This window comes from Apilactobacillus kunkeei (genome assembly GCF_001308195.1).
Lineage (GTDB): Bacteria > Bacillota > Bacilli > Lactobacillales > Lactobacillaceae > Apilactobacillus > Apilactobacillus kunkeei_C.
Map to the genome: position 1 here is coordinate 1 of NZ_JXDF01000003.1, position 23,636 is coordinate 23,636.

Below are 23,636 nucleotides of genomic sequence, written 5' to 3' on the forward strand. Positions count from 1 at the left end.
AAAAACTGGGAGGAATGTCACCGGTTGAATACCGGAACAATTCCTCCCAGAAAATTGCATAACCATCCTCCAATTTTAGGGGTTCAGGTCACGGTCTTTTTTTGTTATTTATATGATTTCAAATCATGTTGGAACCAATCGATACTCTTTAGAAATTTGTTAGCATTAGCTTTATTTTCAGTTAGAACGATTTTATTATTAATGATAACTTTCTTTTCACCGATGGTTTTATAGTTCTTCATAGTGGTTGCATTTGTTAATGTAAAGCCTTTTTTATGAGCTCTTAAGTAATAATTTTTTCCAGATTGGCGATACTCTACCTCATCATAAAAGTCATTACCAGTTAAATAGCTTGCTATATTTTTTTTAAAGTTAATTTTTCCGTGGGATAGTTCGCCAAAGTAAATGTTTTTCTTTCCAAAATATACAAACCACATCCTATTATAAAATGTGTATGGTTTAGAAGTAGTGTAATATGATTTACCTTGAAGATTCTTTGGAACACCAACGTGCCATTTGTAAGTCTTTGTTGATTGTTTGTGAGACTTAGCAAAGGCTGTATGTTCATGACTGGCAGTAAATCCAGCGCAAACAAATAATGTAATTGCAAAAATAATAGCTAAAAATTTTGATTTATAATTAATTTTCATTATAATCCCCCTAATCATTATGTAATCAATTATTAATATATACTAATGATAATATAAAAGCAACGGTTATTTATGATTGTTGAACAAAATAAAAAGACCGGATCAATTTGATCCGGTCTTTTTTACTCGTGTTTAACACAAGAAAAGAGACAACCTACAAAGTTGTCTCTTTTATAATTAATATTGATAACAGATAAGTAGCAATTACTTTGGCGTAAACCCACGTCCCCGCGGACTCAACGAAGATTTTTGTGTAATCTCATAATTACTCAGTTTATCTGTTAGTAAAATTTAGTAGTAGTATAAACTGTTGTCCATACCTCCCCAACTAGTTCCCTAGAAGGTGAAGCATCATCAAGCAATTATTAATATTTAATTTTAAATTACTGTTATTAGCTGCTAACATTTCACTGTTAATTAACGTTTCACCGTTAAGCATGCAGCTAAAGGATACTGAGATAACCAACAACAGTTAATTCTCCATCTAAATAATCTATATTGATTATGTTGATTCGGGAAAATTAACTGTCAAAGGTCATCTCAATTCTATTTGTTTAGAATTGAAACAACTTCTGACATCAATTTTCCCTTGATAGAATGATCTTTCGACGCTCCTGGATCAAAAGTTAATTCAGTCATATGTTGTTCACTCCTTTTTACTAGTTTTATTACAATGTTTATTGTACACCAATTCTTATATTTTGACAACATTTCACTTATAAATTGATATAAATATTTTTCATCATCTAATCAAAATGCCAAAAGAACCTAATCATATCAATGATTAGGTTCTTTTTTTACATATTACAGTGATCCATATTTTCCATGTGGTCGTAACAAGACATACCACTCAAGTCGAGGTCTTCGACGGCAACGCCGCGTTCTTCAGCAAACGCCTTCATCAAGTCATCCATCTTGGTTAGGTGGAATTCTTGTGGGTGGCTTGGGTCATCGACTTGGATTTGGGCCATCATACCGCCATCTTCGTGTTCGATGATGTGGCAGTGATACATGAAGACGCCGGGGTGGTCAAACCATGCTTTGAAGCGAACTGTTTCGTCAGGGTTAACGCCGATGGTGTCCTTTAGACCGGTTTCATTAGGGTATGGAGCATGGCCATCTCTGTCCAATACTTCAAATTGGCAACCATGCATGTGGAATGGATGAACCATTCCGTTTTCACAGTCGTTGGTGTTGGTAACTTCCCAGATTTCGCAGTTACCCATGGTTTGTTTGGCATCGATTCTTTCCATATCAAACTTCTTGCCATCCAGGGCAACTTCTTCATCCATACCGGACATAACGACTTTTCGGACGGGTGTGTTCTCAGTAACTTTGGGTGTGTTCATTTCAAATAGGGTGTCGGGAATAACGCTGTTATCTTCTGCGAATTCATGGATTCTAAAATGCATGATGGGGACATCGTCAGAATATAAGACAACTTCATCTCCCGGTTTGTATTGACCGAAATCAACGACAATTTCTTGTCTTTCGGCACAGGTAATCATTAGGTGGGTAAACTTAACAGGGTGGGTTAAGAGGCTACCGTCACCTGCGATTTGGGTGAATTCAAGGTCGTCTGAGAAGTGTAAACGCCATTCGCGACGGTTGGCACCATCTAATAGACGAAGACGAACCTTTTGGGTGGTGACGTCAAAGTATGGGTTAACAGTTCCGTTAATCATTGCGGTAGGACCTTGAACGCCATCTGGGTCATAATCAGCCTTGTAATCCCATTGATTGTCTTCATGGAAACGACGATCTTGTAAGATAACGGGAATATCGTCGACACCATAATTACGTGGAATTGGTAGGGTTGCTTCATGTTCATCCTTGACGACAACAGCGGTAGCTAGGCCGTGCCAAACTTGTTCGGCGGTTGATGGGCATGGATGAGCATGCAACCAAAGGGTAGCTGCTGGTTGATCACACTTGAAATTTAAAACCTTACTTTCACCTGGGTAAACAGGGGTGTGACAACCACCATCGATATCACCGGGAACGTTTAAACCGTGCCAGTGATAGGTAGTTAATTCAGGTAATTCGTTCTTAACAGTGACGTGAATGTTCTTACCACGTTTGAATAAAATGGTCTTACCTAGTAATGATTGATTGTATCCCCATGTCTTAGTGGCTTGACCGGGCATAATTTGTGCTTCACCAGCTTGTGAGGTAACTGTGTAGTACATGTCGGTATCGGTCTCTTTGTCAGGGGTAAGTAATTCTGGAACCTTTAGCTTTTGTTGTTCCACGTTTGGTTCTTCCAAAGGAATGTAACCACCGTCGTGGGTGTTAAAAGCGGGTTCGTAAAAGAAATAATCGGTGTAGACTTTTTCGGTAGACATAAAAAATAACCTCTCTTTTTTCAAGATTGGTTATAGTATATTCTAGTTTATATCCATTTGCAATTAATAACCATTATAAACTAGTATGTATTAAAAAAGAGACGATTAAATCGTCTCTTTTTATTGTGATCAATAATTATATTATTGTTCAGTGTACCATGGGTAATGGAAGTTACCTTCACGGTCAGTACGTTCATAAGTGTGAGCACCGAAGTAGTCACGTTGTGCTTGTAGTAAGTTAGCAGGTAATACTTCAGCACGGTATGAATCGTAGTAGTTAACAGCTGCTGAAAGTGATGGAACTGGAATACCAGCCTTAGTTGCAAGAGCAACAACATCACGAGCATCTTGTTGGTACTTGTTAGCGATTTCTGAGAAGTATGGATCTAACAATAGGTTAGTTAGGTTTTCATTCTTTTCGAAAGCGTCAGTAATGTTTTGTAGGAATTGGGCACGAATAATGCATCCTTCACGCCAGATTTGAGCTAGTTCACCGAACTTCAAGTTCCAGTCATATTGTTCTGAAGCGAAACGTAGTTGTTCGAAACCTTGAGCGTAACTCATAATCTTACCGAAGTATAGAGCCTTACGTACACGTTCTACTAAGTCTTTCTTTTCGTCATCGTTGATGATGTCTGAAGCCTTAGGACCGTTTAATACCTTAGCTGCTGCAAGACGTTCGTCTTTTAGCATTGAGATGAAACGAGCGTAAACTGATTCAGTGATAACTGATTGGTCAGTACCAACTTCCATGGCATCTTCTGATGACCACTTACCAGTACCCTTGTTAGCACCACGGTCTAAGATCATGTCAACGATAGGCTTGCTCTTGTCAGCACCTAAATCGTCTTTTCTAGTTAAGATATCAGCAGTAATTTCGATTAGGTAACTGTTTAGTTCACCCTTGTTCCATTCCTTGAAGATATCAGCTAATTCGTCAATGTCGATACCGGCACCGTTACGAAGAATGTCGTAACTTTCGTCGATTAATTGTTCATCACCGTATTCAATACCGTTGTGAACCATCTTTACGTAGTGACCTGCACCGTTAGGTCCGATGTAAGCAACACATGGCTTACCATCACTAGCCTTAGCAGCGATTTGAGTTAAAACAGGTTCAACTAGCTTGTATGCTTCTTCTTGACCACCAGGCATTAGTGATGGACCGTGTAAAGCACCTAGTTCACCACCAGAAACACCCATACCAATAAAGTTGATACCAGATGCATCTAGTCTAGCGTTTCTTTCGATTGTGTTATGGAAGTTAGTGTTACCACCATCAATTAAGATATCACCCTTGTCTAATAAAGGTAATAGTGAGTCGATAGTTGCGTCAGTTGGCTTACCAGCCTTAACCATCATAACGATACGACGTGGAGTTTCTAGTGAGTTAACAAAATCTTCAACAGAGTAACTTGGAACCAAGTTCTTGTCTGCGTGATCCTTCATTACAGCTTCAGTCTTTGAAGCTGAACGGTTAAAAATACCTACAGTGAAGCCGCGGCTTTCAATGTTAAGGGCTAAGTTCTTACCCATAACAGCCATTCCAACAACACCAATGTTTGCTTTTGAGTCAGCCATTATAAACCTTCCTTTTTAAAGAAAATTGTGTATAAATATACACTTAGATTTTAACATTTTAATGATTAAATGTCATATAAATTATTTTTTTGAGTTAAAAACCCAAGCTCTGCCATCACGAGCTAGTAATTCGTCGGCAGCATCAGGTCCCATTGAACCTGGTGTGTAGTTAGGGAAGTCTGGTTTGTCAGTATCCCAAACATGTCTGATAACATCGGCGAATTCCCAAGCACGACTTACTTCGTCCCAACTGGCAAAGTTAGTAGCGTTACCCAAGATAGCATCGTGAATTAAACGTTCGTATGGTTCTGGAGTAGCAGCCTTTTCTTCGTCACTTTGAGTGTGAGTTAAGTCTAGTGGTTGCATTTCCATACCTTGACCAGCTTGCTTTCCGTTTAGACGTAGGATGATCTTGTTAACAGGGTCTACGAATAAAGTAAGCACGTTGTTGTTTAATTCGCTTTCAGTTCCCTTAGCAGATGCAAAGATGTCTACTAGCGGTTTCTTGAATACAACATCGATTCTAGTAAACTTGTCAGTTAGCATCTTACCAGTTCTGATGTAGAAAGGAACGTTTTTCCAACGTTTGTTTTCGAACAATACTTTACCGGCAACGTAAGTTTCGGTAATTGAATCGTTAGGAACGTTGTCTTCGTGACGGTAATCTCTTTGGTCACCGTTTGCACCATATTGTCCACGAACGAAGTTTTGACGAGCTTCGTCTTCAGTGTAAACATGCATGCTTCTTAGTGCACGAATCTTTTCTCTGCGGATGTCTACGTCCTTGAATGAAATAGGGTCTTCCATTGCAAGAATAGTAAGCATTTGCATAGTGTGGTTTTGTACCATATCACGTAGGGCACCTGAACCATCATAGTATCCGGCACGTTCTTCAACACCTAGCTTTTCAGCAAGGGTTACTTGAATGTTGTCAATGTACTTGTTGTTCCAAATACCTTCGATTAGTGGGTTACCAAAACGTAATGCAATAATGTTTTGAACCATTTCTTTACCCAAGTAATGATCAATTCTGTAAACTTGGTTTTCGTTAAATGATTTAGCCAAAGCATTGTTCAATTCTTCAGCTGTGTCGTAGTCACGTCCGAATGGTTTTTCGATAATTAAACGGTTGAAACCGCCATTGTCTGATAAACAGTTGTGGGCTTTTAAGTTTTTAGCTACAGTTCCAAAGAAGTTAGGAGCCATGGAAATGTAGAAGATACGATTTCCTTCAATATCATATTGTTGGTCTAACTTGTTTGCATAGTCACTTAATGCGTCGTAATGTTCTGGATTAGTTACGTCGTGTGACATGTAGTAAAAATGACTAGCGAAAGCTTTTGCTTGTTCTTCGCTGTCAGCGTTGGCACTTACAGAGTCCAAGATTACTTCGCGGAACTTTTCGTCGCTCCATTCACGACGACCAGTACCGATTAATGCAAAGTGATCGTTATCTACGTAACCTTTTTTGTATAGGTTAAAAATAGATGGATATAATTTACGTTTAGCTAGGTCACCTGTTGCACCAAAAAGCATGAACAAGGCACGAGTTGCTGTTGCCAATTACCGTCACTCCTTATAGAAAAATTTTAACGAATCAAATGAAATATCTTTCATTTTCGGTTAATAATACAAGGTTATTATATAACACCATGCTAAATTAAAAAAGTGTTTTTAATCCATAGCACAAAAGAAATGTAAACGCTTTACTAAAATTTAATAATTTAAACATCTCTTAATGGATATTATGCTCTCAAATGAATTATAATTGTTGTTAGAACATTTGAATAAGGGGGAGGATTCATGAAGAAAAGAACAGAATTAGGACTTCGTTTAGTATTTTTCTATTCACTATTGTTAAATTCCGGTGCCGCATTCATGTGGCCACTAGTAACGATGTACATTGATGACTATTTACATAAGTCACTACTAGTGTCGGGGGTATCTCTGCTATTTATTTCCGGTTTTACCATTATTGGTAATTACATCGGGGGTTATCTATTTGATCATTGGTCAGCATATAAAGCGGCCTTGATTGGTATTACCGTCTCGACGGCCGCCATTTTAGCACTAATTTTCTTTCATGGATGGCCTACCTTTGCGATTCTAATGGTAGTTTTAGGGTTTGGAGACGGAATTAACCTAACACTTCTAAACTCATATGCTACCAACGTTAAGAGTAAGGACACCAGAACGGTATTCAACATCCTATATGTCGGATTAAACATCGGGGTGGTAATCGGAACTGCGATGGTTGGATACCTACTAAAATATGGTGTCGCCATTGTCTTTATGACCGCAGCGGTATTTTACATCTTGCTATGGTTACTTACTTTTGTATACTTTAACATCGACTTTTCAGACTACGATAACAGCATTCCAAAAGAAGAAATCAAGGAAGAAAAAGAGGGTATTTTAAAGTCCAACGTTCGACTAATCTACCCAATTTGTATCATGGTATTTACCGTCTACTTGAGTTATACATTGTGGGAAAGTGTTATGTCGGTCCACATGGTTAAAATGGGGATTCCGTTCGAAGCATACTCAATGCTTTGGACAGTTAACGGTCTAATGATTGTATTTGGACAACCTATATTAAATTACGTAAGTAAACGACTAAAAATTCATTTAAATCACCAAGTTTTCTTGGGGGTATTTATCTTCGCAATTTCGTTTTACTTCCTAGTTTACGCAAAGACTTTCCCGGTCTTTTTAGCCATCATGATTTTCCTAACATTTGGTGAAATGCTGGGTCTACCTGATGTGCCAGCTTGGATTGATCAACTATCGACCAAGTCGGAAAAGGGTAAGTACCAAGGGATGTTCAATGCGTTGATGTCAGCCGGACGTGCAATTAGTCCACTATTCGCAGGATTATTTGTTGAAGGCTTTGGCTACAATCCATTGTTCATCTTCGTTACCGTTTTAATGTTAGTCGCATTATTCGCGGTTATGATTATCAGTCGTAAAACAGAATAATCAAAACAAAAAGGGTTCGTTTCGATATGAAACGAATCCTTTTTATTTATCGTATTTTTTTAATTCATCATAGACTCTGACCACGTCTCGATCAGTTCCACGAAGTTCGAAGTCGGTCACAAATGGTGCATCAAATTGTTTAGCGTAACGTTTGGCAGTTAAACAGTATTGTTCGTTGAAGTTCTTGTTACCTGAACCGATAACCCCAATACAGTATTTAGCGTTGTCGTTGTAGTCGATGTATTCGCCTAAAGTGTTGGTCATCATTTCTTTGACGCCGTTATCAATGCCGTTGCCGCCATCTAAATATGTTGGCACGAATGCGAAGAAATTGCCGGTTTCATCAGCAAAGTCTGATTGATCGGTGATTTCCTCTAACTCAATTAATGGGTTATTGTCGTCGTCATTATGTACGTTTTTAGCATATTCTTGTAAGTTGGTCACAAAGTTACGCGTGTTACCAGCCACTGAAATATATAGGATTCTAATTGGTTTCAATGTTTAGCTTCCTTTCAAGGCAAAATAAAAAATCTGTTAGAAATATATTCTAACAGATTTAAAAATTATATATTAGTCTTTACTTTCTTCATCTTTTTGTTCTTCAGATGATTTTTCAGCCATAGCCTCGTGGTTATCACGTAAATCGTCTACTTCGAATAAATCGATGAATGAGTTTTCAAAGTGTAATACCTTAAATGTGAAAGTATCTACCTTGAATTCAGTACCAGGTTTGATTTGAATACCTGGGTTATTGTCGATAAAGTAACCGGAAAGGGTAACGCTATCAGATTTGCTGAAGTCTTTGATTTCAGTCTTGAAGTAACGTTCAAAATCATAAGTAGTCATCTTACCACTTACTTGGTAAGTACCCTTAGGTTGCTTGAAGACGTATTCGTTGGTTGCTGGATCGATTTCGTCTCGAACAGTACCGAATAGTTCTTCATAAATATCTTTATCAGTAATAATACCTGAAGTACCACCGTATTCATCAACTACGACAACAATAGGAGTTCTCATAGTAATCATCTTTTGAAGCACTTCAGTAATTTTCATTGTTTCAGGAACAGTTCCAATATCACGAATTAAACGTTCAACTGGGATGTTTGAGTTCACTCTTGATTGACGAACAAGGTCGTAACAGTAAACGTAACCTAGAATGTTATCTTTGTTGTTGTCGATAACAACTGGAATACGACTGAATTTTGATTGTAGGTATACTGTGATGGCATCATCCACTAAGGTGTTGATGTCCATAACAGTCAATTGAGTTCTATCAATCATGATGTCCTTGGCAACCTTATCGTTAAAGTCAAAGGCACGTTGCATGTATAGGTAATCGTATTTTTCAAGATCACCATTTTCAACGGCTTCTTTTGAGATGCTTAGGATTTCAGCTTGTGACATTGATTCGTCACTTTCGTCTGTCATCTTAAGACCCATTAACTTAACAACACCAGCGGCACTGACGTTGATAGCCCAAACACCAGGATAGAAAATTGTGTGGAAGTAATGAAGTGGGGTAGCCACGTAACCTAGAATTCTTCTAGGCATGGCGATACTGATGTTCTTAGGAACAACTTCAGTAAATACCACTTCTAAATAGGTAAGAATCAAGATACCAATTACACCACCAATGGCGTGAGCGGTACCAGCAGCGACAACTCCAGGCTTTAATTCAAGTAAATCAAAGATGGCGTCAACGATAAGACTTTCACCAACCCAACCCATGATGATACCACAGACGGACACACCCACTTGGGTGGTTGATAAATAGTCATTTAGGTTAGTGATCATGTGCATTTCACGAGCAAGCTTCTTCGACTTACCCTTATTTTCTTCTTCTTCTTCCAACATACTGTATCTGGTTTGCACTAAGGCAAACTCACAGGCAACAAAGTATGCGGCAAAGAAGAATGCAATCAATACAATAACGATTTGAAAGAATATCGCACCACTATCCAACAGAACATTCCCCGTTTCTTAATAAAATTTATATAATGTCTACATTATACCTTTTATGTTTATTTTTTTTAAGTAATTTAATGAATATAATAACGTATTTTCACTAAAAAAGATTTAAAAAAGTGAAACTTTAGGCAAAAATTTAAAATTTATTCTACATATATAGTGTTACACATTTGCTTCAGCAATTAAACTAGCTAGCTTATCGCGGTTCCATAGGTCGATATCCAACTTCTCGCTCGCTGAGATGGCGTGAGGTGTGAAGTAGCTGTTGGTAATGACCACGGCCTTCTTACAATTGTAGTAACTACGTCCTGAGTTGGCCTCTTGGACCGCCTTGATACCAACGGGACTGGCGTAGAGTTTGCATTGGAATACATAACTGGTGTCACCGTTTTTAGCGTAGACGTCGACACCAAAATCGCTGCTACCCTGAGTGCGTTTGATATCTGAGAAACCAAGTGCCTTGAGCAAGTCACAGGTAAAGGTCTCAAACTGATAACCGTCAAAGTTATCAATCGTTGCCAGCTTTTGTTTGGATTGATAATCCATGAATGATTGATACTCGTCGGTCACATGGGCGTCTGCTAGTTGATCCTTTTGTGCTTGGAGGCTCTTGATGTCCTCGACTAGACTATCGTGTTGGGTGGTTAACTCATTTAGCTGTTGGTATTTGATGTTTAGCTCATTGATTTGCTTGCTTAACTGATTACGGTAAGCTTTTTGCGATTCGATTCGTTCACTCATATCGTCTAATTGACGTTTTAACATTGATAGTTCGTTTAGATAGGGCGTCGCTTGGGATTGGTATTGCTGTCTGGAAATGTCGACAGTTCGATTTTGATACATCATCTGGTTTGAAGCGACGGGTGTCTTTTTAAACGTATACGTTTGATGACGACTGAGGTTATTTTTAATAGTATGAATAAAATGTTTATCTGGTTTTGGTAGGATGTAGTAACCGATGACCGTCATTGTAAACGCAATACATAGTGCACTTAGCTGATTATTTATGGTTTGCATGGAAACAATGGCTACCACGATGTCGATGATTTTCAATGTAATTAGGATACATATAAATCGACGAATGAAGTGACTGATTTTCACGTCTAAACTTCCTTTTTAAGATTTAATGATAACCCTATTTTATCAGATTTGACGCGGTTTCTCTATGCTTTTAAGAACGTTTGTTCTATATGAACGCAAAAATTAATAGCTCAGTAATCTAATTATGGAGAACGTAAAAGGCGTAGATAAAAAACAACACCCCATCACTGCGAATAAAGCAATGGTGGGGTGTTGTTAGTGCAATATATTTTACATAATTATAAACCATGGAAATAATAAGAATCTCCATAAAATGGACGTAGTTTTTTTACTATAATTTGGATTGCTTTTATCCATTGTTTTTTCTAGATGAACAAGATAAAAACCATCAATAAAGAAAATAATCCCAGCAGTGGCAGCAATATAGTTAGCGTCATTTATAAAGGTAAAGTATATTAAAGTAAACAAAGATACTAAATAAACGATACGGCAAATATACATTTTTAATTTCATAATTCGGCATTATATATGAATACTATATTTTCAGCAAATGATGTAGCTACTTGACCAACTATCAATCAACGCAAAAAATCCCCCCGGCAGATTGCCGAGGGGATTTTTCTTAGCCATGCTGTTTCTTAATCGTGGCAATATTTTGGTGTTGATTATTGAATCCGTAAGAGTTAGAAACGACATATTGAGGACGATGTTTGGAAGCATCAAAAGTGCGGTATAGATAATCACCAATTATGCCCAGCGCAAGCATGATCATTCCTGATAGGACACACATTAGGGAGATTGCGAATGTAAGTGTCGAGATACCAGTGAAGACGGTGATTAATCCATAAATGATTCCAGCGATAATACTGATGAAACCGGTATAATTTACTATCTTGAGGGGGATTTCGGAGAATGAGGTGATTCCATCAGATGCTAGTCTAATCATTTTAGTTAGGGGGTATTTTGTGACTCCCGCATTTCGTTCTTGTCGTTCATAAGTTACGGCGGTTTGTTTAAAACCAACCCACGAAACAAGGCCACGAACGAATGGCTCCGGTTCGTTTAATTTGGAAAGTGCATCAACCACTTTACGATCCATTAGGCGAAAGTCACCGGTATCAAGGGGGATATCAACGTTGGCGACTTTACGCATTACACGGTAGAAGGCTTTCGCAGAGAAACGTTTGAAGAAGGATTCGCCTTCACGGATAAGGCGTTTTCCATAGACAACGTCAAAGCCTTCTTGCCACTTTTCAATCATGTTTGGGATAACAGATGGGGGATCTTGTAAATCCGCATCCATGACGACAACCGCATCACCTTTGGCATATCGAATACCAGCAGTAATGGCTAGTTGGTGACCGAAGTTTCTTGAAAATTCGACCAATCTAATGTTTTCGTATTGTGATTGTGCGTGACGGATAATATCTACGCTTGAATCGACAGAGCCGTCATCCACAAAGATAATTTCGTAAGTTTCAATTTGGCATTCCACGAAGTTTTCTAGGACTTCGATGGTGTTTTTGATGCCAGCTTCTTCATTGTAAACGGGGAGAACAATGGAGATTTTGTTAGTTTTATTTGGCATGAGACACCTCCAGATTAATAAATGCTGGAAAGGTCATATAAGGTACCGTTGCTCATGTTAGATGGTCCACCACCCATGTTCATTGATTGCTTACCACTAGGTTTGGACATCTTAGCAGATGCGCCTTTCTTCATGGTGAAGCTCATTGAGTTGGATGAAGAAGTAGTGCTGGTTGAACCACCATATTCGCTTGCACTGACCTTCTTAGCATGTTTCTTGATCCAGTTAACAATCGTGCTGTTAGTAGAACCTGATTTACCTTCATCTAGGTAGTATTTAACTTGTCCAGATTTTACTAATTGCTTGAATTTGCTTAATGTCATTGCAGGGTCAGTTCCGTTGAAACCACCCATGGCCATGACGGCTTTCTTGGTTTTAATAATATATGGAGCAGCAGTGCCAGAATCTGCGGTTGCAAATAGGTACTTGGCATTGCCTTGGTACTTAGTTAAATAGTTCAACAATTTGGTATTAACTGTTCCGTTACCAATTCCACCTGAGTTATTACCACCACTGGTTAAGAGATCGGGACCAGCGGTTGGAATAGCTGCAGATTCTTTAGCAAGGGTAGGGGTTAATGACCAGAAACTTGGTGCTACTGCAATTGATAGTAGCCCTACGATAACGATAGCCTTTCCGGCAGGTTTAGCTTTGAAGACAAGTAATAAGATACTTGCTAGAACTGCTACGACTAGGATTAAGACACTTAACCATGCGTAGTAGCTTGATACATACCATGCTTGTAGTCCGGCAGTAACAACGATTGCTAGTGGTAGGAAGTATGCCTTGTAATTGTTTAGACCGAATCGTTTAAACAAGTCCAGCATAGCTGCTAACCCAAGTCCAGCAAGAGCTGCAATGGCAGGAGCTAACATGATGGTGTAGTAAGGATGGAAGAAACTAGCTACGGAGAAGAATCCGTAGACTGGAACTAACCAACCTGTCCATAAAACAGTGTGTTTTTGACGAGTAGTAAGTTGGTACCATTTACGCTTAGGATCAGCGAAGCCGATGAATGCAGCAATCATACCGATGATGGAGAATGGTAGCAACCAACTAATTTGTGGTCCTAAAGCTGATTGGAATAGACGAAGTGGACCAGCAGTTCCGATGTTAAATGCACCACCGGCACCACCCATGCCGCCTTTACCGTTCATCTTCATACCACCACGATGAGTTCCGCCAGGGAAGTTACCACGTGATTTCATGTTTTTAGATGGATTGAAATTACCCATCTTTCCACTCGGTGGAGTCATGTTGTTGTTGCTGTTTGATTTGGTGTTACCACCAGGTTGGTTAGAACTCTTAGAAGAGCTGCTACCCATACCCTTGAAAGCACCACCGGTACCAGTAGTTTGACCTAGTAATCTTTGAGTACCGTTGTATCCAAAGGCTAGTTCTAATACTGAGTTGTGTTGTGATCCACCTTCATATGGACGGTTATTAGCTGATGTCATGTCAACTGATAGTGGCCATGATAGGGTGAATACGACTAAAGCGATTGTGGCAAGTGATAACTTACCAATTTTTTTCTTCCATGAATCGTTTGATGCTAACCAGTAGAAGATAAGCATTGCTGGAATAATCATGAAAGCTTGTAGCATTTTAATGTTAAACGCGAATCCGATGGTAGCAAAACTTCCAATTAACCAGTACATGTTGTGCTTGTTAATGGATTTTTGTAGCATCCAGATTGCTAACAATAGGAAGTAAATTAGAGTAGCATCCATATTGTTTGTACGAGAGTCAGCAACAACAATGGGGGTAATTGTCATTACTAACGCTGCGATTCTACCCGCGAATCGACCAAAGTAAGGAGTTACTAGTCGATACATTAGGTAGACGGATCCGACACCGAATAATACTGATGGTAGGACCACACTGAAGTTTGAAACACCTAGGATTTTAGCTGAGATAGCCATGAACCATAGGGCAACAGGTGGTTTATCGACAGTGATGTATCCGGCTGGATCAAAACTGGCATACCAAAAGTTTTTAAAACTCTGGGTCATACTAGTGATGGCGGAAGTATAGAAGTCGTTGGCAGAACCAGTCTTCCATGTTCCGTAACCGTACAAGCCTAATGCAATTAGGAGAATAATAGCTAACACCCAATCGACTTTATGTCGTTGGAAGAAGTTAGGCTTCTTGTCTGTCGGTTCATTCATTGGCAGATGCCTCCTTTAATTCAGTTTTTCTAAATACCCAATACTTACTTAATAGGAAGTTAGTAGGCGTAGTGACTAGAAGTGTGATTAGGGGGATAATGCTGGCAATAACGTGGAAATAGTTACTTGCCACCTCGGTCACTAAGATACTCAATGTCCATGTTAAAAGGTAAGTAAGGTAGTATTTAACGACGATCATCCAGTCATGGTTGGCTTTAAATACCCACTTTTGATTAATGGTTAGACCAATAATCGATGTAATACCGTATCCAATCGCCATTGCAAAAGTAGGAGAAGTTGCTTTATACAACATTGAATAGATAAGATAAGTTAGAATAGTATTGATAAGACCAACAATTCCGAATTTAAAAAACTGCCGCAAAATATTTATCATGGTTGGGCACTTCCTTTTTTGGAATGATTTAAGTCTAGTTTAAGAAAATTAAACTAATCTTAAAGCAATCATAAACTTAACTTAAATAACAAAATTAATTGAAATCGAAAGGAATGATTAACATGGATGGTTTAAATATCTTAATCGTCGAAGACGACGAAAACTTAGCAGCCAGTGTGGCTCAATTCTTATCACCAATCGGAAACACAACGGTGGTAAATGATGGTTTTGAAGGCCAAATGATGGGCCAAGACAACATCTATGACATTGCAATTTTAGATTTAATGCTACCGGAAGTCAGTGGATACGATATCTTAAAACATTGGCGAGTAGACGACGAAATCGACATGCCCGTTTTAATTTTGACTGCCAAGGACACCATGGCCGATAAGGTGCATGGGTTCGAATTAGGCGCCGACGATTACTTAACTAAGCCATTCCATCGTGAAGAACTAATCCTTCGTGTAAAGGCCTTGTTAAAGAGAACAGGTCGTCTTGGTAACAACAACACATTGTCAGTGGGCGAATTTAATGTTGATTTAGGTCGCCACTACGTTGAATACCAACATCAAGAATTGAAACTAAACGGAAAAGAATACGACCTATTGGTCTACTTCATGCAAAATCCTTCTACTATTATTACCAAGGACCAAATCTTCGATCGTTTATGGGGATTTGATTCTGAAACTTCATTATCAGTAGTTGAGGTATACATGAGTAACTTAAGAAAGAAGATTAAACAAATTTCTGGAGAAAACCCAATCAAGACCCTAAGAAACGTAGGGTACATGCTAGAAGGATCTAATCAATGAGAGATCGCATCTTAGAGCACAAACAACAAATTAAGTTATTCATTAAGGAACTAATTGGTTTTGCGATTTTATTTGCGATTTTAGGATTAATTGTTTACTTCTTCTTCCAAAAGTCGATTTACTCCAACATCGACGCTGGATTGAACCGCCAAAAGGAACGAATTGAGAGAAACACTTACGCCAATGAAGGCCCATTGAGTGTTAATCAACGTCCCGGCGGCTTTAATCCGTTTAACAACTACAACAATAGTGATTTTCAGACTAACGTGATTGTCTTCAATAAAAAGGGAATTATTTCCAATAGAGGGATGCTTGGTCAAAGAAACTACAAGTTATTGAGTAAGTTGACCGTTAAGAATAGAAAACTAAATCAAGTTGAAGAAATTACTTTGTGGTCTCACAATTACGTGACCACGTTTAGAGGGATTCTATTAAAGGTGTCCGACGACAACACCAACCCCGAATATGCGGGTAATTATGTATTGATTTTGCAAAATATCGATGCTGATTTACTTGCCCTACACAGTTTCGTCGAAGCATTGATTGTGACCTTGATATTCTTCTGGGCAATCGCGATTTTAATTGCTTACTACCTATCTAAGTCGAGTATGAAACCAATCATTAATTCATGGCACAGACAAAAGGAATTTAGTTCCAACGCCGCCCATGAATTGAGAACGCCATTGACGGTTATTCAAAACCAAATGGAATTCTTGCTAACCAAACCAAACGATAAAGTCGTCGATCAGATTCAACCGGTATCGACGACATTAGAAGAGGTTAAGCATCTAAAGGTCTTAACCCAACGACTATTGACGCTAGCGCGTTCTGATTCCAACATCGTCCAAGCGCAACTCTCCGATGTCGAATTGAAACCATTCTTTGAAGGTGTCTTGTCACCATTCAATGAGATTGCCACAAGTCAAAACAAGTCATTTGTCGACACTATCGATGTCGATGGAACTGGCCATATTGATGCCGACTTGATTAAACAATTGGTGGTTATCCTAATTGATAACGCGATGAAATACACACCAAAGGGTGGCACCGTTGCTGTTAAGATTGTAAAGAACCACAGTAATCTAAAGATTGTGGTTTCAGATACTGGAAACGGTGTTCCTGACGAAGACAAGGCGCGTATCTTTGAACGTTTCTACCGTACAGATAAGTCTAGAAATTCCAAGACTGGGGGAACTGGTCTGGGATTATCAATCGCTAAATGGATAGTCGATCAACACCATGGTCGAATTCATGTCCGTGATAATCACCCAACTGGATCAATTTTTACAGTAAATATTAATTTATAAAATATTAAATATTACAAAGTTTTTCTAAAATTTAATATGGAATTGGCTTTCTTTTACCCCTCCGGCTCTGTTACAATATGCAATAATGATAAAACGATAAGAGGAGGTGTATAAGATATAAATTAATTTTTTAATTTCTTTATATCTTTATATGAGAAAAAAAGGATTATGGTTTTCGATTGTTGCCGTAATCGGTTTGATGCTTGCTAGCACCTCTGTACCAGCGATGGCTGATGCAAGCAATGCTAACACATCAAATACCGTTTATGACATGTCAGAATGGCAAGGCAGTCTTACAGATACCCAAGCCCAACAATTAAAAAATGAAGTACCATTTGTTATTTTGAGAGTGCAATATGGTAGTGCCTATGCCGACAAGACATTTGAACACAATCGTGATCTAATGGACAAGTACGGTATCCCATACGGGGTATACTCATTTAGTCAATACGAAAATCCTAGTGATGCCGCATATGAAGCTAAGGTGCTATACAGCCGTGCACCACGTGCAAGATTTTACGTAAATGACTATGAATCACAAACCGTTACTTCTGGTGGAACCAATGAATCAACCGATGCATGGTTGAAGGCATTGAGACCATTAGTTGGTCAACGTAAGATTCTGTTCTACTCATACGCTAATTTCATGGTGCAAAACGCAGCTAGCTCAGTTGCTAACTATGACGGTTACTGGTTAGCCGCATACCAAAACAATGAACCCGCAAGAGAACATGTTCTATGGCAATTTACTGATAAATTCCATTCAAATGCATTAGGTAAAAACCTAGATGCAAGTATGTTTACCTCAAAGGATGCTAACTGGTTCATTGGTGATATTGCCGATGCCAATAATCCTGCTCCAATACCAAAGATTAAAGCGCCAAAGAGTGACCAATCTTCTAATAAGGTAAACAATAAACAAAGTGCTGCGCAACAGAATGCGGCTAGCCAAGCTAACCAACAAGCTGCCAACACAAATAACAATAGTAATGATTCAAACAATACCAATGGTGACAATAATGCCAACAGCGACAACAATGCTAACAGCAACAATAACACCAATGGTGATAACAACACTAACAATAGCAATGATTCAAATAACAATAGTGATAACTCAGCATCAACAACAACTACTAAGCCAAAGAAAAAAGCAGTAGTTAAGAATGTTAATTACACTGCCGTTAATAAATCAATGACTATTGCAGGTGGTACTGGTTTGAAGATTTACAACCATGTCCCTGGTGATAACCATTACAAGAAGAACACTAAGGCCGTTCATAAGAGTAATTCTTACGCAACCAAGCGAGTTACTATTAACTCAATAGCTAAGAATACTTCAAATGGTCGTACTTACTACCGTGTTCTACAAAACGGTAAGGTATTAGGTTGGATCAATACCAACGGTTTGGTAACCAACGTTACTTATTCTAAGTACCGCGCAACTAAGATTGTTAGAATGCACCCAAAGGTAAACTTCTACAATCACGTTGGTAACAGTGGATTCGCTGATATTCATGTTACTAACTACGGTACCGGATACGCATACACCCCAGTACAAATCACCCAACGTGCTAAGAAAGACGGCTGGAAGAAGTACTACTACAAGGCTTATTACCAAGGTAAATTTATTGGTTGGGCCTACGGTGCAATGTTTAAATAAAAAACTTTGATTAAAAAGACGATTCTTCGATTGAATCGTCTTTTTTTGTATCTTTTTTAAATTTTTTTATTAAAAATAAACATTGATATATCAACGTTTATAACGTATTTTTAGCACTCGATGCAATTAAGTGCTAGTTTTCTCTTGACTATTTGACCAATACTGACTAATATAAGAATTGTTGATAGGAAATAAATAACTACCAACTAAATATTGAAAATAAAATAATGAAAAGGGGCTTTGATTATGGCTAACGAATTAAGAAACAGAGACTTCAATGTATTTGATCCAATGAACGATTTCTTCGGTGACTTTGGTAAGAATTTCTTCAATTCAGTTGCTGGTAATCAAATGAAGACTGACGTTATTGAAAACGAAGATAATTACGTAGTAAGCTCTGAATTACCTGGTTTCAAGAAGGATGAAATTCATCTAGATTACAACAACGATACTCTAAGTATTCATGCTACACATGACTTGAGCAAGGAAGACACCAACAAGGAAGGTAAGGTATTAAGAAAGGAACGCACTTCAAGCAACATCGCTCGTGCATTCTACCTACCTGATATCGATATTGATAATGTAGCTGCCGACTACGATGGCGGTATTTTAAAGATTACATTACCAAAGCAAGAAGTTAAGGATGAAGAAGCACACAAAATCAGCATTAACTAATTAACTCAAATAATAGGAGGGATATCTTATGGCAAATGAACTAAGAAACAATGTATTCAACGATTTTATGGATCCAATGAGCAACTTCTTTGATGGATTAGGCAGAAACATGGCTAACTCTTCAAAGATGAAGACAGATGTTATCGAAAATGATGATGAATTCGAAGTGAAAGCTGAACTACCTGGATTTAAGAAGGAAGATATCAACATTAATTACGAAAATGATACCTTAACAATCCATGCTATCCACGATTTGAATAAGGAACAAAAAGACGAAGACGGTAAGTTGATTAGAAGCGAAAGAACATCTAGCGATGTTAGTCGTTCATTCTACTTACCTGATGCAGACACTGGGAAGATTGGTGCTAAGTATGACGGTGGTATCTTGGATATCATGGTGCCTAAATCTGCAGAAAAGCAATCCAAGCACTCAATTGCAATTAACTAATTCAAAAAAGAGCCGATATGGCTCTTTTTTTGTGTATTTTTTCTGTAATATAAAGTGAAAAGATATTATAATAGAATTATAATGATTTTTTAAGGATGATTGGAGTGTTAGTAGATGAGATTAGGTTGTTCTGGAGCGTTAGTTCTAATATTTTTACTTTTATGTGTGGTATCTAATCCGATATTAGCGATTACTATCGGGATTATCATTGCTTTAGCGGTAATTGTGTACGTAGTAATTAAGAACCACGGAGAAGTAGAACAGGCACGTTATAACAACGCACAAACAATTGATGCCTCAATGTCAAAAGAAGCATCATTCCAATTTAATAGTATGGTTTACAAACCAGTCACATCTTCTAAGGATGATATTCCTAACATGGAGATGATTCTAAGAACTGATCCAATCAAATACATTAAGAGCGATGAATTATCAAAACGTGAACAAGATATGCTAGATTCAGGTTACTCAATGGAAAACATCAGGGTTGCCAGAATCAACGTTGTTCAAGGATACAACGCTCAATACCAATTGTTTGATCGTTACTATGATGTCCTAAAAGTTGAATCTGACATTACAACCGTTCCAAATCGTGCTATGACGGTATTACTAAAGCAAATGGTAATGTGCTTCTATCACCAAGAATTTGGTTTAAGCATTGACGTTCAACCACACTCATTTGACGATAACATGATTAAGAAGTTCATCGAACTATGTCCTGAAGTGAATATGTCTTCTTCATACTTCGATAACGCCAATATTACTAACGAAAGATTCTTAAACCAACGCATTGATAAAGGTTGCTTAAACGCTTTTAAGAACATCATGATTGGTTACGACCTATAATATTTATCAAAAAGAGCTACCAAGTTTTGGCAGTTCTTTTTTTATTTTTATTGACTTAAATCATTAATAGATATATAAACTTAATAAGTAGTTTTTAAGTTAGAATTAATTTTTTATCATAAACTACTCTACATAGTTTTACGTTTCACCGGAGTGATGATAATGAAAAAATACAGTAACACTGTTTGGACCATTTTTTTGCTATACGTTTTAATATTGTTATTTAGCGTCCACAGTTTAGTAATCTTTATTGCTGGATTGGCAATGCTTTCTATCCCAGTTGGATTAAGAAATATGCTAATCGTTGATTTTAAAAATAGAACTAAATGGTTCAACGTCGTAATGACAATCATTGATATTTTGTTATTAGCTGCAATCATTTGGATCAATATCAAATAGAAAAGCATACGATTTATCGTATGCTTTTTAATATATCCATATCATCAATAGCATTAAAATATCCCATGAACAATGGAGTACAATTGGTGCTATAATTCCGTTTGATTCCTCTCTAGATTTACCTAACAAAACTCCAGCTAATATGTAATACGCTAACGAAATGATGCTAAATAATGAATGGGAGATTCCATAAATAAATGATGATAATAGGATAGCGTATTTTGCGTTAAAATTTTTCTTTAAGTAAGACTGAATTAAATCTCGGAAAAATAGTTCAACAACGATTGGTGATAATGTTAGACTCGCGACAATACACAGTAATAGTAATTTTGAATCATTATATCCAAGTAGGTTAGATAAATTGGCCTGAAAACTTTCGTGTGGGTTGGCAGTTAGGAGAACGAAAGAAACTTCTAGGAGAAATAATTCGATTCCAATTATTACCAATTTGAAGTTAAAATGATTATCATGGAAAGCATCAATTATTTTTTTATTGAGTATTTTATTATAGAGATAAAGAATAACCGATATTAAGATGATAAAGGTAAATAATACCTCAACAACAGCATGGAATAATGGTTCGTTTGTTGAATAAATGATTGGATATCGGACAAGTTCCATTAACGGTGAAAGGAATATCAAGATAAATATAAATGATTTTTTTTTCATCGCATTCACTCCTTGATTACTATTTTTACAATTAGATATTCAGTTATTGGTCAATTATAGTTCTATAAATTTATTATGCTGAATAATTTTTTCTAAAAAAATAAACCCAAATTTGGACAATTTTCGAAGGGAGAAGAGACGATGAAAAAAGCAAAAACAAAGTTAGAAACCCTAAAGGAATGGATTTCCTTAATCATTGTTGTGACAGTGGTTGGGGCTGTAATTGGGATGATTTCTGACTTATTATCCAATGGATTCACTGCACATAATTGGCATGAGTTTTGGACTTACGCCATTATTTCCGCAGTTGGTGGAGTTATATTGATGTTCTTATATCTCATTTATAGTTTTATCACCGAAAGAATACACAAGAAACATCCAACATGGTTTACACCACAAGATCCACCATCGAAAAAATAAAAGCACACATTATTGTGTGCTTTTATTTTTTGCTTAATGTTTATTACTTGTTTTGGTTAGCAAAAGCAATAGCTGTCTTAGTTAGTTGTTCAGGAACGTCTTTCATTCCTCTTCTATTTGGTTTTAAAAAAATAGATAAGTTGTATAATTATATTATATTATGATAAAGAAGATGATATAGATGAAGTATGGGGTTAGAAAACCTAGTTGGAAAAAATCATTCTCAGCACGTACAAGAGGTCGTGCGGTTCGTTCATTGAAAAGAGCAGTGAATCCCTATTATGGTAAAAAAGGAATGGGATGGATTAATAATCCACATAAATCTTTATACAACAAGGTCTACCATAAGACATCGTTTAAATTGTTTAAGTGGTATTAAACAAACCGAAAATAAACTTCGGTATACATATTGAATGGAGTAGATTAAATGAAAAAGGAATCAAAAAGGCAAATAATTGGCGGATTTGTGAGACTATCGATAGCAATAATTGCTATAATTACTTCAACTTTCTTAATTTGGGAAAGTTTTTTTGATGGCCCAGATACGATATTAAGAAAGGCAATAGCAATTATTATCTTTATTCTTTCAGAAATCTTACTTTTTATTGAATTTACAATTGATCCAATTGATATGGATAATTTTTTTGATGATTAATGGAATTCATTAAAATATTTTAATTAGAATGAAAAAAGAATGCTGATTTATCAACATTCTTTTTTGTTTTTCGACGTTTTGTTGCAAGTAAATGACTGTTGTTAAATTATTTTTTAGATACTATTATAAATTTAAAATTTTTATCGGAGATGAAATAATGAAACGATATGATATTTATAGAAAGCCTGTATTTAGAAATAATTTAAATGAAATAATGATAAGAAATAATATAAGTAGCTCTTATTTGTCCAGAATATCAGGTATCCCCAGAAGTACAATTTATAGAATCAGAATGAACCCATATAATAAAACTACACCATATATTAAAAATAAAATATGCGAATCATTGAATATACAAAAAGAAAAATTTGATGAAAAGGTAGAGTATGCGCAAATGATGTTTGAAAAAATAGGTAGTGTGGCTTTTAATGAAAAAAACATATCAGAATTTAAAAAGATTTTATATGATGAAACAAGAGGCTTTTTTCAAATTGATCCATATGGTAGAAATTCATGTATAAATATTAAGATGAAGTGGAGAAGAAAGAATACATTCCAAGGAAACGTCAGAATCACAATAGAAGATGGAGAATTAGTATTTAAAATTATAGACTTGGATTTTAAATATTATGAAAAGGAATTATTTGATTCTATTGTTAAAAGCTTTGAATTATATGCGAAATATATAGGTGTTAAATATATTGTTTTTTCACCTGGAATTTTGTACAACACATATAACAAAGTAAGAGAACCTATTAGAGAATTGCTTAATAATAAATATATTTATTATTACAAATATCTCAAAAATAATACTTTGCTTGATGAAGATAAGATATACAAAAGATTTATTAATAAATCGGATAGAGTATATGGATTTTCTAAATTCGTCACATATTAGGCAAGATTATTGATTATTCATAATTATGAAACTATTATGTAGTTGCGTTCAGGATGATTAATCCCTTTGAAACGCTTTAAAACAATTTAATTCTTTATAGTGCCCTTCTTTATCGAGCTTTCCCATCTCGTGT

Annotated in this window: 23 protein-coding genes; 12 read left to right on the forward strand and 11 right to left on the reverse strand. The window is 36.8% G+C overall.

Translation table 11 applies throughout. The features are described from left to right. Positions 1–104: 104 nt before the first annotated feature. The 4 genes from RZ78_RS00395 to zwf all read right to left on the reverse strand — a co-directional run bounded on the left by RZ78_RS00395 (position 105) and on the right by zwf (position 6,139). Entirely contained in the window at positions 105–650 is a 546-nt protein-coding gene (locus RZ78_RS00395; protein ID WP_054607741.1) for a hypothetical protein, read from the reverse strand. 797 nt (positions 651–1,447) lie between these two features. Beyond that, positions 1,448–2,995: a multicopper oxidase family protein gene (locus RZ78_RS00400; RefSeq protein WP_054607742.1), complete on the reverse strand. Its 1,548-nt coding sequence runs from the start codon at positions 2,993–2,995 to the stop codon at positions 1,448–1,450. A gap of 141 nt (positions 2,996–3,136) precedes the next feature. Next, on the reverse strand, positions 3,137–4,576 hold the full coding sequence (gene gndA, locus RZ78_RS00405; protein WP_054607743.1) for an NADP-dependent phosphogluconate dehydrogenase: 1,440 nt from the start codon (positions 4,574–4,576) through the stop codon (positions 3,137–3,139). Between the two features lie 81 nt (positions 4,577–4,657). Then, the gene (gene zwf / locus RZ78_RS00410; RefSeq protein ID WP_053791307.1) at positions 4,658–6,139 is read right to left on the reverse strand and encodes a glucose-6-phosphate dehydrogenase; all 1,482 of its coding nucleotides are present in this window, start codon (positions 6,137–6,139) and stop codon (positions 4,658–4,660) included. 240 nt (positions 6,140–6,379) lie between these two features. Here zwf and RZ78_RS00415 point away from each other — a divergent pair, with 240 nt between their 5' ends. Beyond that, positions 6,380–7,555, forward strand: coding sequence for an MFS transporter (locus RZ78_RS00415; protein ID WP_054607744.1), 1,176 nt, complete (start codon positions 6,380–6,382; stop codon positions 7,553–7,555). A 42-nt stretch (positions 7,556–7,597) separates the two neighbouring features. Here RZ78_RS00415 and nrdI read toward each other — a convergent pair whose 3' ends face one another. From nrdI to RZ78_RS00445, 6 genes are all read right to left on the reverse strand, one after another. Beyond that, positions 7,598–8,053, reverse strand: coding sequence for a class Ib ribonucleoside-diphosphate reductase assembly flavoprotein NrdI (gene nrdI / locus RZ78_RS00420; protein ID WP_034531026.1), 456 nt, complete (start codon positions 8,051–8,053; stop codon positions 7,598–7,600). A 72-nt stretch (positions 8,054–8,125) separates the two neighbouring features. Continuing rightward, a complete protein-coding gene (locus tag RZ78_RS00425) occupies positions 8,126–9,517 on the reverse strand; it encodes a hemolysin family protein (RefSeq protein WP_054604469.1) in 1,392 nt (463 codons plus the stop codon). A gap of 168 nt (positions 9,518–9,685) precedes the next feature. Continuing rightward, positions 9,686–10,624 carry a restriction endonuclease gene (locus tag RZ78_RS00430; RefSeq protein WP_054607745.1) on the reverse strand — a complete coding sequence of 313 codons (939 nt, stop codon included), beginning with the start codon at positions 10,622–10,624 and terminating at the stop codon, positions 9,686–9,688. A gap of 562 nt (positions 10,625–11,186) precedes the next feature. After that, positions 11,187–12,152, reverse strand: coding sequence for a glycosyltransferase family 2 protein (locus RZ78_RS00435; protein WP_054604471.1), 966 nt, complete (start codon positions 12,150–12,152; stop codon positions 11,187–11,189). Positions 12,153–12,166: 14 nt separating this feature from the next. Further along, positions 12,167–14,320: an ArnT family glycosyltransferase gene (locus RZ78_RS00440; protein ID WP_054607746.1), complete on the reverse strand. Its 2,154-nt coding sequence runs from the start codon at positions 14,318–14,320 to the stop codon at positions 12,167–12,169. Next, entirely contained in the window at positions 14,313–14,714 is a 402-nt protein-coding gene (locus RZ78_RS00445; RefSeq protein WP_054605232.1) for a GtrA family protein, read from the reverse strand. The genes RZ78_RS00440 and RZ78_RS00445 overlap by 8 nt, the downstream gene beginning before the upstream one ends. A gap of 122 nt (positions 14,715–14,836) precedes the next feature. Between RZ78_RS00445 and RZ78_RS00450 the strand changes: the two genes are divergently transcribed. From RZ78_RS00450 to RZ78_RS00480, 7 genes are all read left to right on the forward strand, one after another. Continuing rightward, positions 14,837–15,526, forward strand: coding sequence for a response regulator transcription factor (locus RZ78_RS00450; protein WP_034531031.1), 690 nt, complete (start codon positions 14,837–14,839; stop codon positions 15,524–15,526). After that, positions 15,523–16,833: a sensor histidine kinase gene (locus tag RZ78_RS00455; RefSeq protein ID WP_054607747.1), complete on the forward strand. Its 1,311-nt coding sequence runs from the start codon at positions 15,523–15,525 to the stop codon at positions 16,831–16,833. The genes RZ78_RS00450 and RZ78_RS00455 overlap by 4 nt, the downstream gene beginning before the upstream one ends. Before the next feature lie 151 nt (positions 16,834–16,984). Further along, entirely contained in the window at positions 16,985–18,493 is a 1,509-nt protein-coding gene (locus tag RZ78_RS07475; RefSeq protein WP_054607748.1) for a GH25 family lysozyme, read from the forward strand. A gap of 246 nt (positions 18,494–18,739) precedes the next feature. Continuing rightward, on the forward strand, positions 18,740–19,168 hold the full coding sequence (locus RZ78_RS00465) for an Hsp20/alpha crystallin family protein (protein WP_054607749.1): 429 nt from the start codon (positions 18,740–18,742) through the stop codon (positions 19,166–19,168). Between the two features lie 28 nt (positions 19,169–19,196). Continuing rightward, complete coding sequence (locus RZ78_RS00470; protein ID WP_054607750.1) at positions 19,197–19,616, forward strand: Hsp20/alpha crystallin family protein; 420 nt, start codon at positions 19,197–19,199, stop codon at positions 19,614–19,616. Between the two features lie 114 nt (positions 19,617–19,730). After that, positions 19,731–20,462 carry a hypothetical protein gene (locus tag RZ78_RS00475; protein WP_054449549.1) on the forward strand — a complete coding sequence of 244 codons (732 nt, stop codon included), beginning with the start codon at positions 19,731–19,733 and terminating at the stop codon, positions 20,460–20,462. Between the two features lie 162 nt (positions 20,463–20,624). Then, complete coding sequence (locus RZ78_RS00480; protein ID WP_054607751.1) at positions 20,625–20,861, forward strand: hypothetical protein; 237 nt, start codon at positions 20,625–20,627, stop codon at positions 20,859–20,861. A gap of 27 nt (positions 20,862–20,888) precedes the next feature. On the opposite strand, the gene RZ78_RS00485 is transcribed toward RZ78_RS00480, so the two are convergent. Further along, positions 20,889–21,530: a CPBP family intramembrane glutamic endopeptidase gene (locus RZ78_RS00485; protein WP_054607752.1), complete on the reverse strand. Its 642-nt coding sequence runs from the start codon at positions 21,528–21,530 to the stop codon at positions 20,889–20,891. Between the two features lie 141 nt (positions 21,531–21,671). Between RZ78_RS00485 and RZ78_RS00490 the strand changes: the two genes are divergently transcribed. From RZ78_RS00490 to RZ78_RS00500, 4 genes are all read left to right on the forward strand, one after another. Continuing rightward, complete coding sequence (locus tag RZ78_RS00490) at positions 21,672–21,950, forward strand: hypothetical protein (RefSeq protein ID WP_054607753.1); 279 nt, start codon at positions 21,672–21,674, stop codon at positions 21,948–21,950. Positions 21,951–22,131: 181 nt separating this feature from the next. Beyond that, a complete protein-coding gene (locus RZ78_RS07330; RefSeq protein ID WP_081006853.1) occupies positions 22,132–22,329 on the forward strand; it encodes a hypothetical protein in 198 nt (65 codons plus the stop codon). A gap of 48 nt (positions 22,330–22,377) precedes the next feature. Next, on the forward strand, positions 22,378–22,605 hold the full coding sequence (locus RZ78_RS00495; protein ID WP_054607754.1) for a hypothetical protein: 228 nt from the start codon (positions 22,378–22,380) through the stop codon (positions 22,603–22,605). A gap of 91 nt (positions 22,606–22,696) precedes the next feature. Continuing rightward, on the forward strand, positions 22,697–23,503 hold the full coding sequence (locus tag RZ78_RS00500) for a helix-turn-helix domain-containing protein (protein WP_081006854.1): 807 nt from the start codon (positions 22,697–22,699) through the stop codon (positions 23,501–23,503). Positions 23,504–23,636: the final 133 nt, after the last annotated feature.

Excerpts from the sequence above, each read along its gene's own strand:
- RZ78_RS00395 (WP_054607741.1), bottom strand. The coding sequence starts at position 650 with ATGAAAATTAATTATAAATCAAAATTTTTAGCTATTATTTTTGCAATT.
- RZ78_RS00400 (WP_054607742.1), bottom strand. The coding sequence starts at position 2,995 with ATGTCTACCGAAAAAGTCTACACCGATTATTTCTTTTACGAACCCGCT.
- gndA (WP_054607743.1), bottom strand. The coding sequence starts at position 4,576 with ATGGCTGACTCAAAAGCAAACATTGGTGTTGTTGGAATGGCTGTTATG.
- RZ78_RS00415 (WP_054607744.1), top strand. The coding sequence starts at position 6,380 with ATGAAGAAAAGAACAGAATTAGGACTTCGTTTAGTATTTTTCTATTCA.
- RZ78_RS00435 (WP_054604471.1), bottom strand. The coding sequence starts at position 12,152 with ATGCCAAATAAAACTAACAAAATCTCCATTGTTCTCCCCGTTTACAAT.
- RZ78_RS00440 (WP_054607746.1), bottom strand. The coding sequence starts at position 14,320 with ATGAATGAACCGACAGACAAGAAGCCTAACTTCTTCCAACGACATAAA.
- RZ78_RS00445 (WP_054605232.1), bottom strand. The coding sequence starts at position 14,714 with ATGATAAATATTTTGCGGCAGTTTTTTAAATTCGGAATTGTTGGTCTT.
- RZ78_RS00450 (WP_034531031.1), top strand. The coding sequence starts at position 14,837 with ATGGATGGTTTAAATATCTTAATCGTCGAAGACGACGAAAACTTAGCA.
- RZ78_RS00455 (WP_054607747.1), top strand. The coding sequence starts at position 15,523 with ATGAGAGATCGCATCTTAGAGCACAAACAACAAATTAAGTTATTCATT.
- RZ78_RS07475 (WP_054607748.1), top strand. The coding sequence starts at position 16,985 with ATGAGAAAAAAAGGATTATGGTTTTCGATTGTTGCCGTAATCGGTTTG.
- RZ78_RS00465 (WP_054607749.1), top strand. The coding sequence starts at position 18,740 with ATGGCTAACGAATTAAGAAACAGAGACTTCAATGTATTTGATCCAATG.
- RZ78_RS00470 (WP_054607750.1), top strand. The coding sequence starts at position 19,197 with ATGGCAAATGAACTAAGAAACAATGTATTCAACGATTTTATGGATCCA.
- RZ78_RS00475 (WP_054449549.1), top strand. The coding sequence starts at position 19,731 with ATGAGATTAGGTTGTTCTGGAGCGTTAGTTCTAATATTTTTACTTTTA.
- RZ78_RS00480 (WP_054607751.1), top strand. The coding sequence starts at position 20,625 with ATGAAAAAATACAGTAACACTGTTTGGACCATTTTTTTGCTATACGTT.
- RZ78_RS00485 (WP_054607752.1), bottom strand. The coding sequence starts at position 21,530 with ATGAAAAAAAAATCATTTATATTTATCTTGATATTCCTTTCACCGTTA.
- RZ78_RS00490 (WP_054607753.1), top strand. The coding sequence starts at position 21,672 with ATGAAAAAAGCAAAAACAAAGTTAGAAACCCTAAAGGAATGGATTTCC.
- RZ78_RS07330 (WP_081006853.1), top strand. The coding sequence starts at position 22,132 with ATGAAGTATGGGGTTAGAAAACCTAGTTGGAAAAAATCATTCTCAGCA.
- RZ78_RS00495 (WP_054607754.1), top strand. The coding sequence starts at position 22,378 with ATGAAAAAGGAATCAAAAAGGCAAATAATTGGCGGATTTGTGAGACTA.
- RZ78_RS00500 (WP_081006854.1), top strand. The coding sequence starts at position 22,697 with ATGACTGTTGTTAAATTATTTTTTAGATACTATTATAAATTTAAAATT.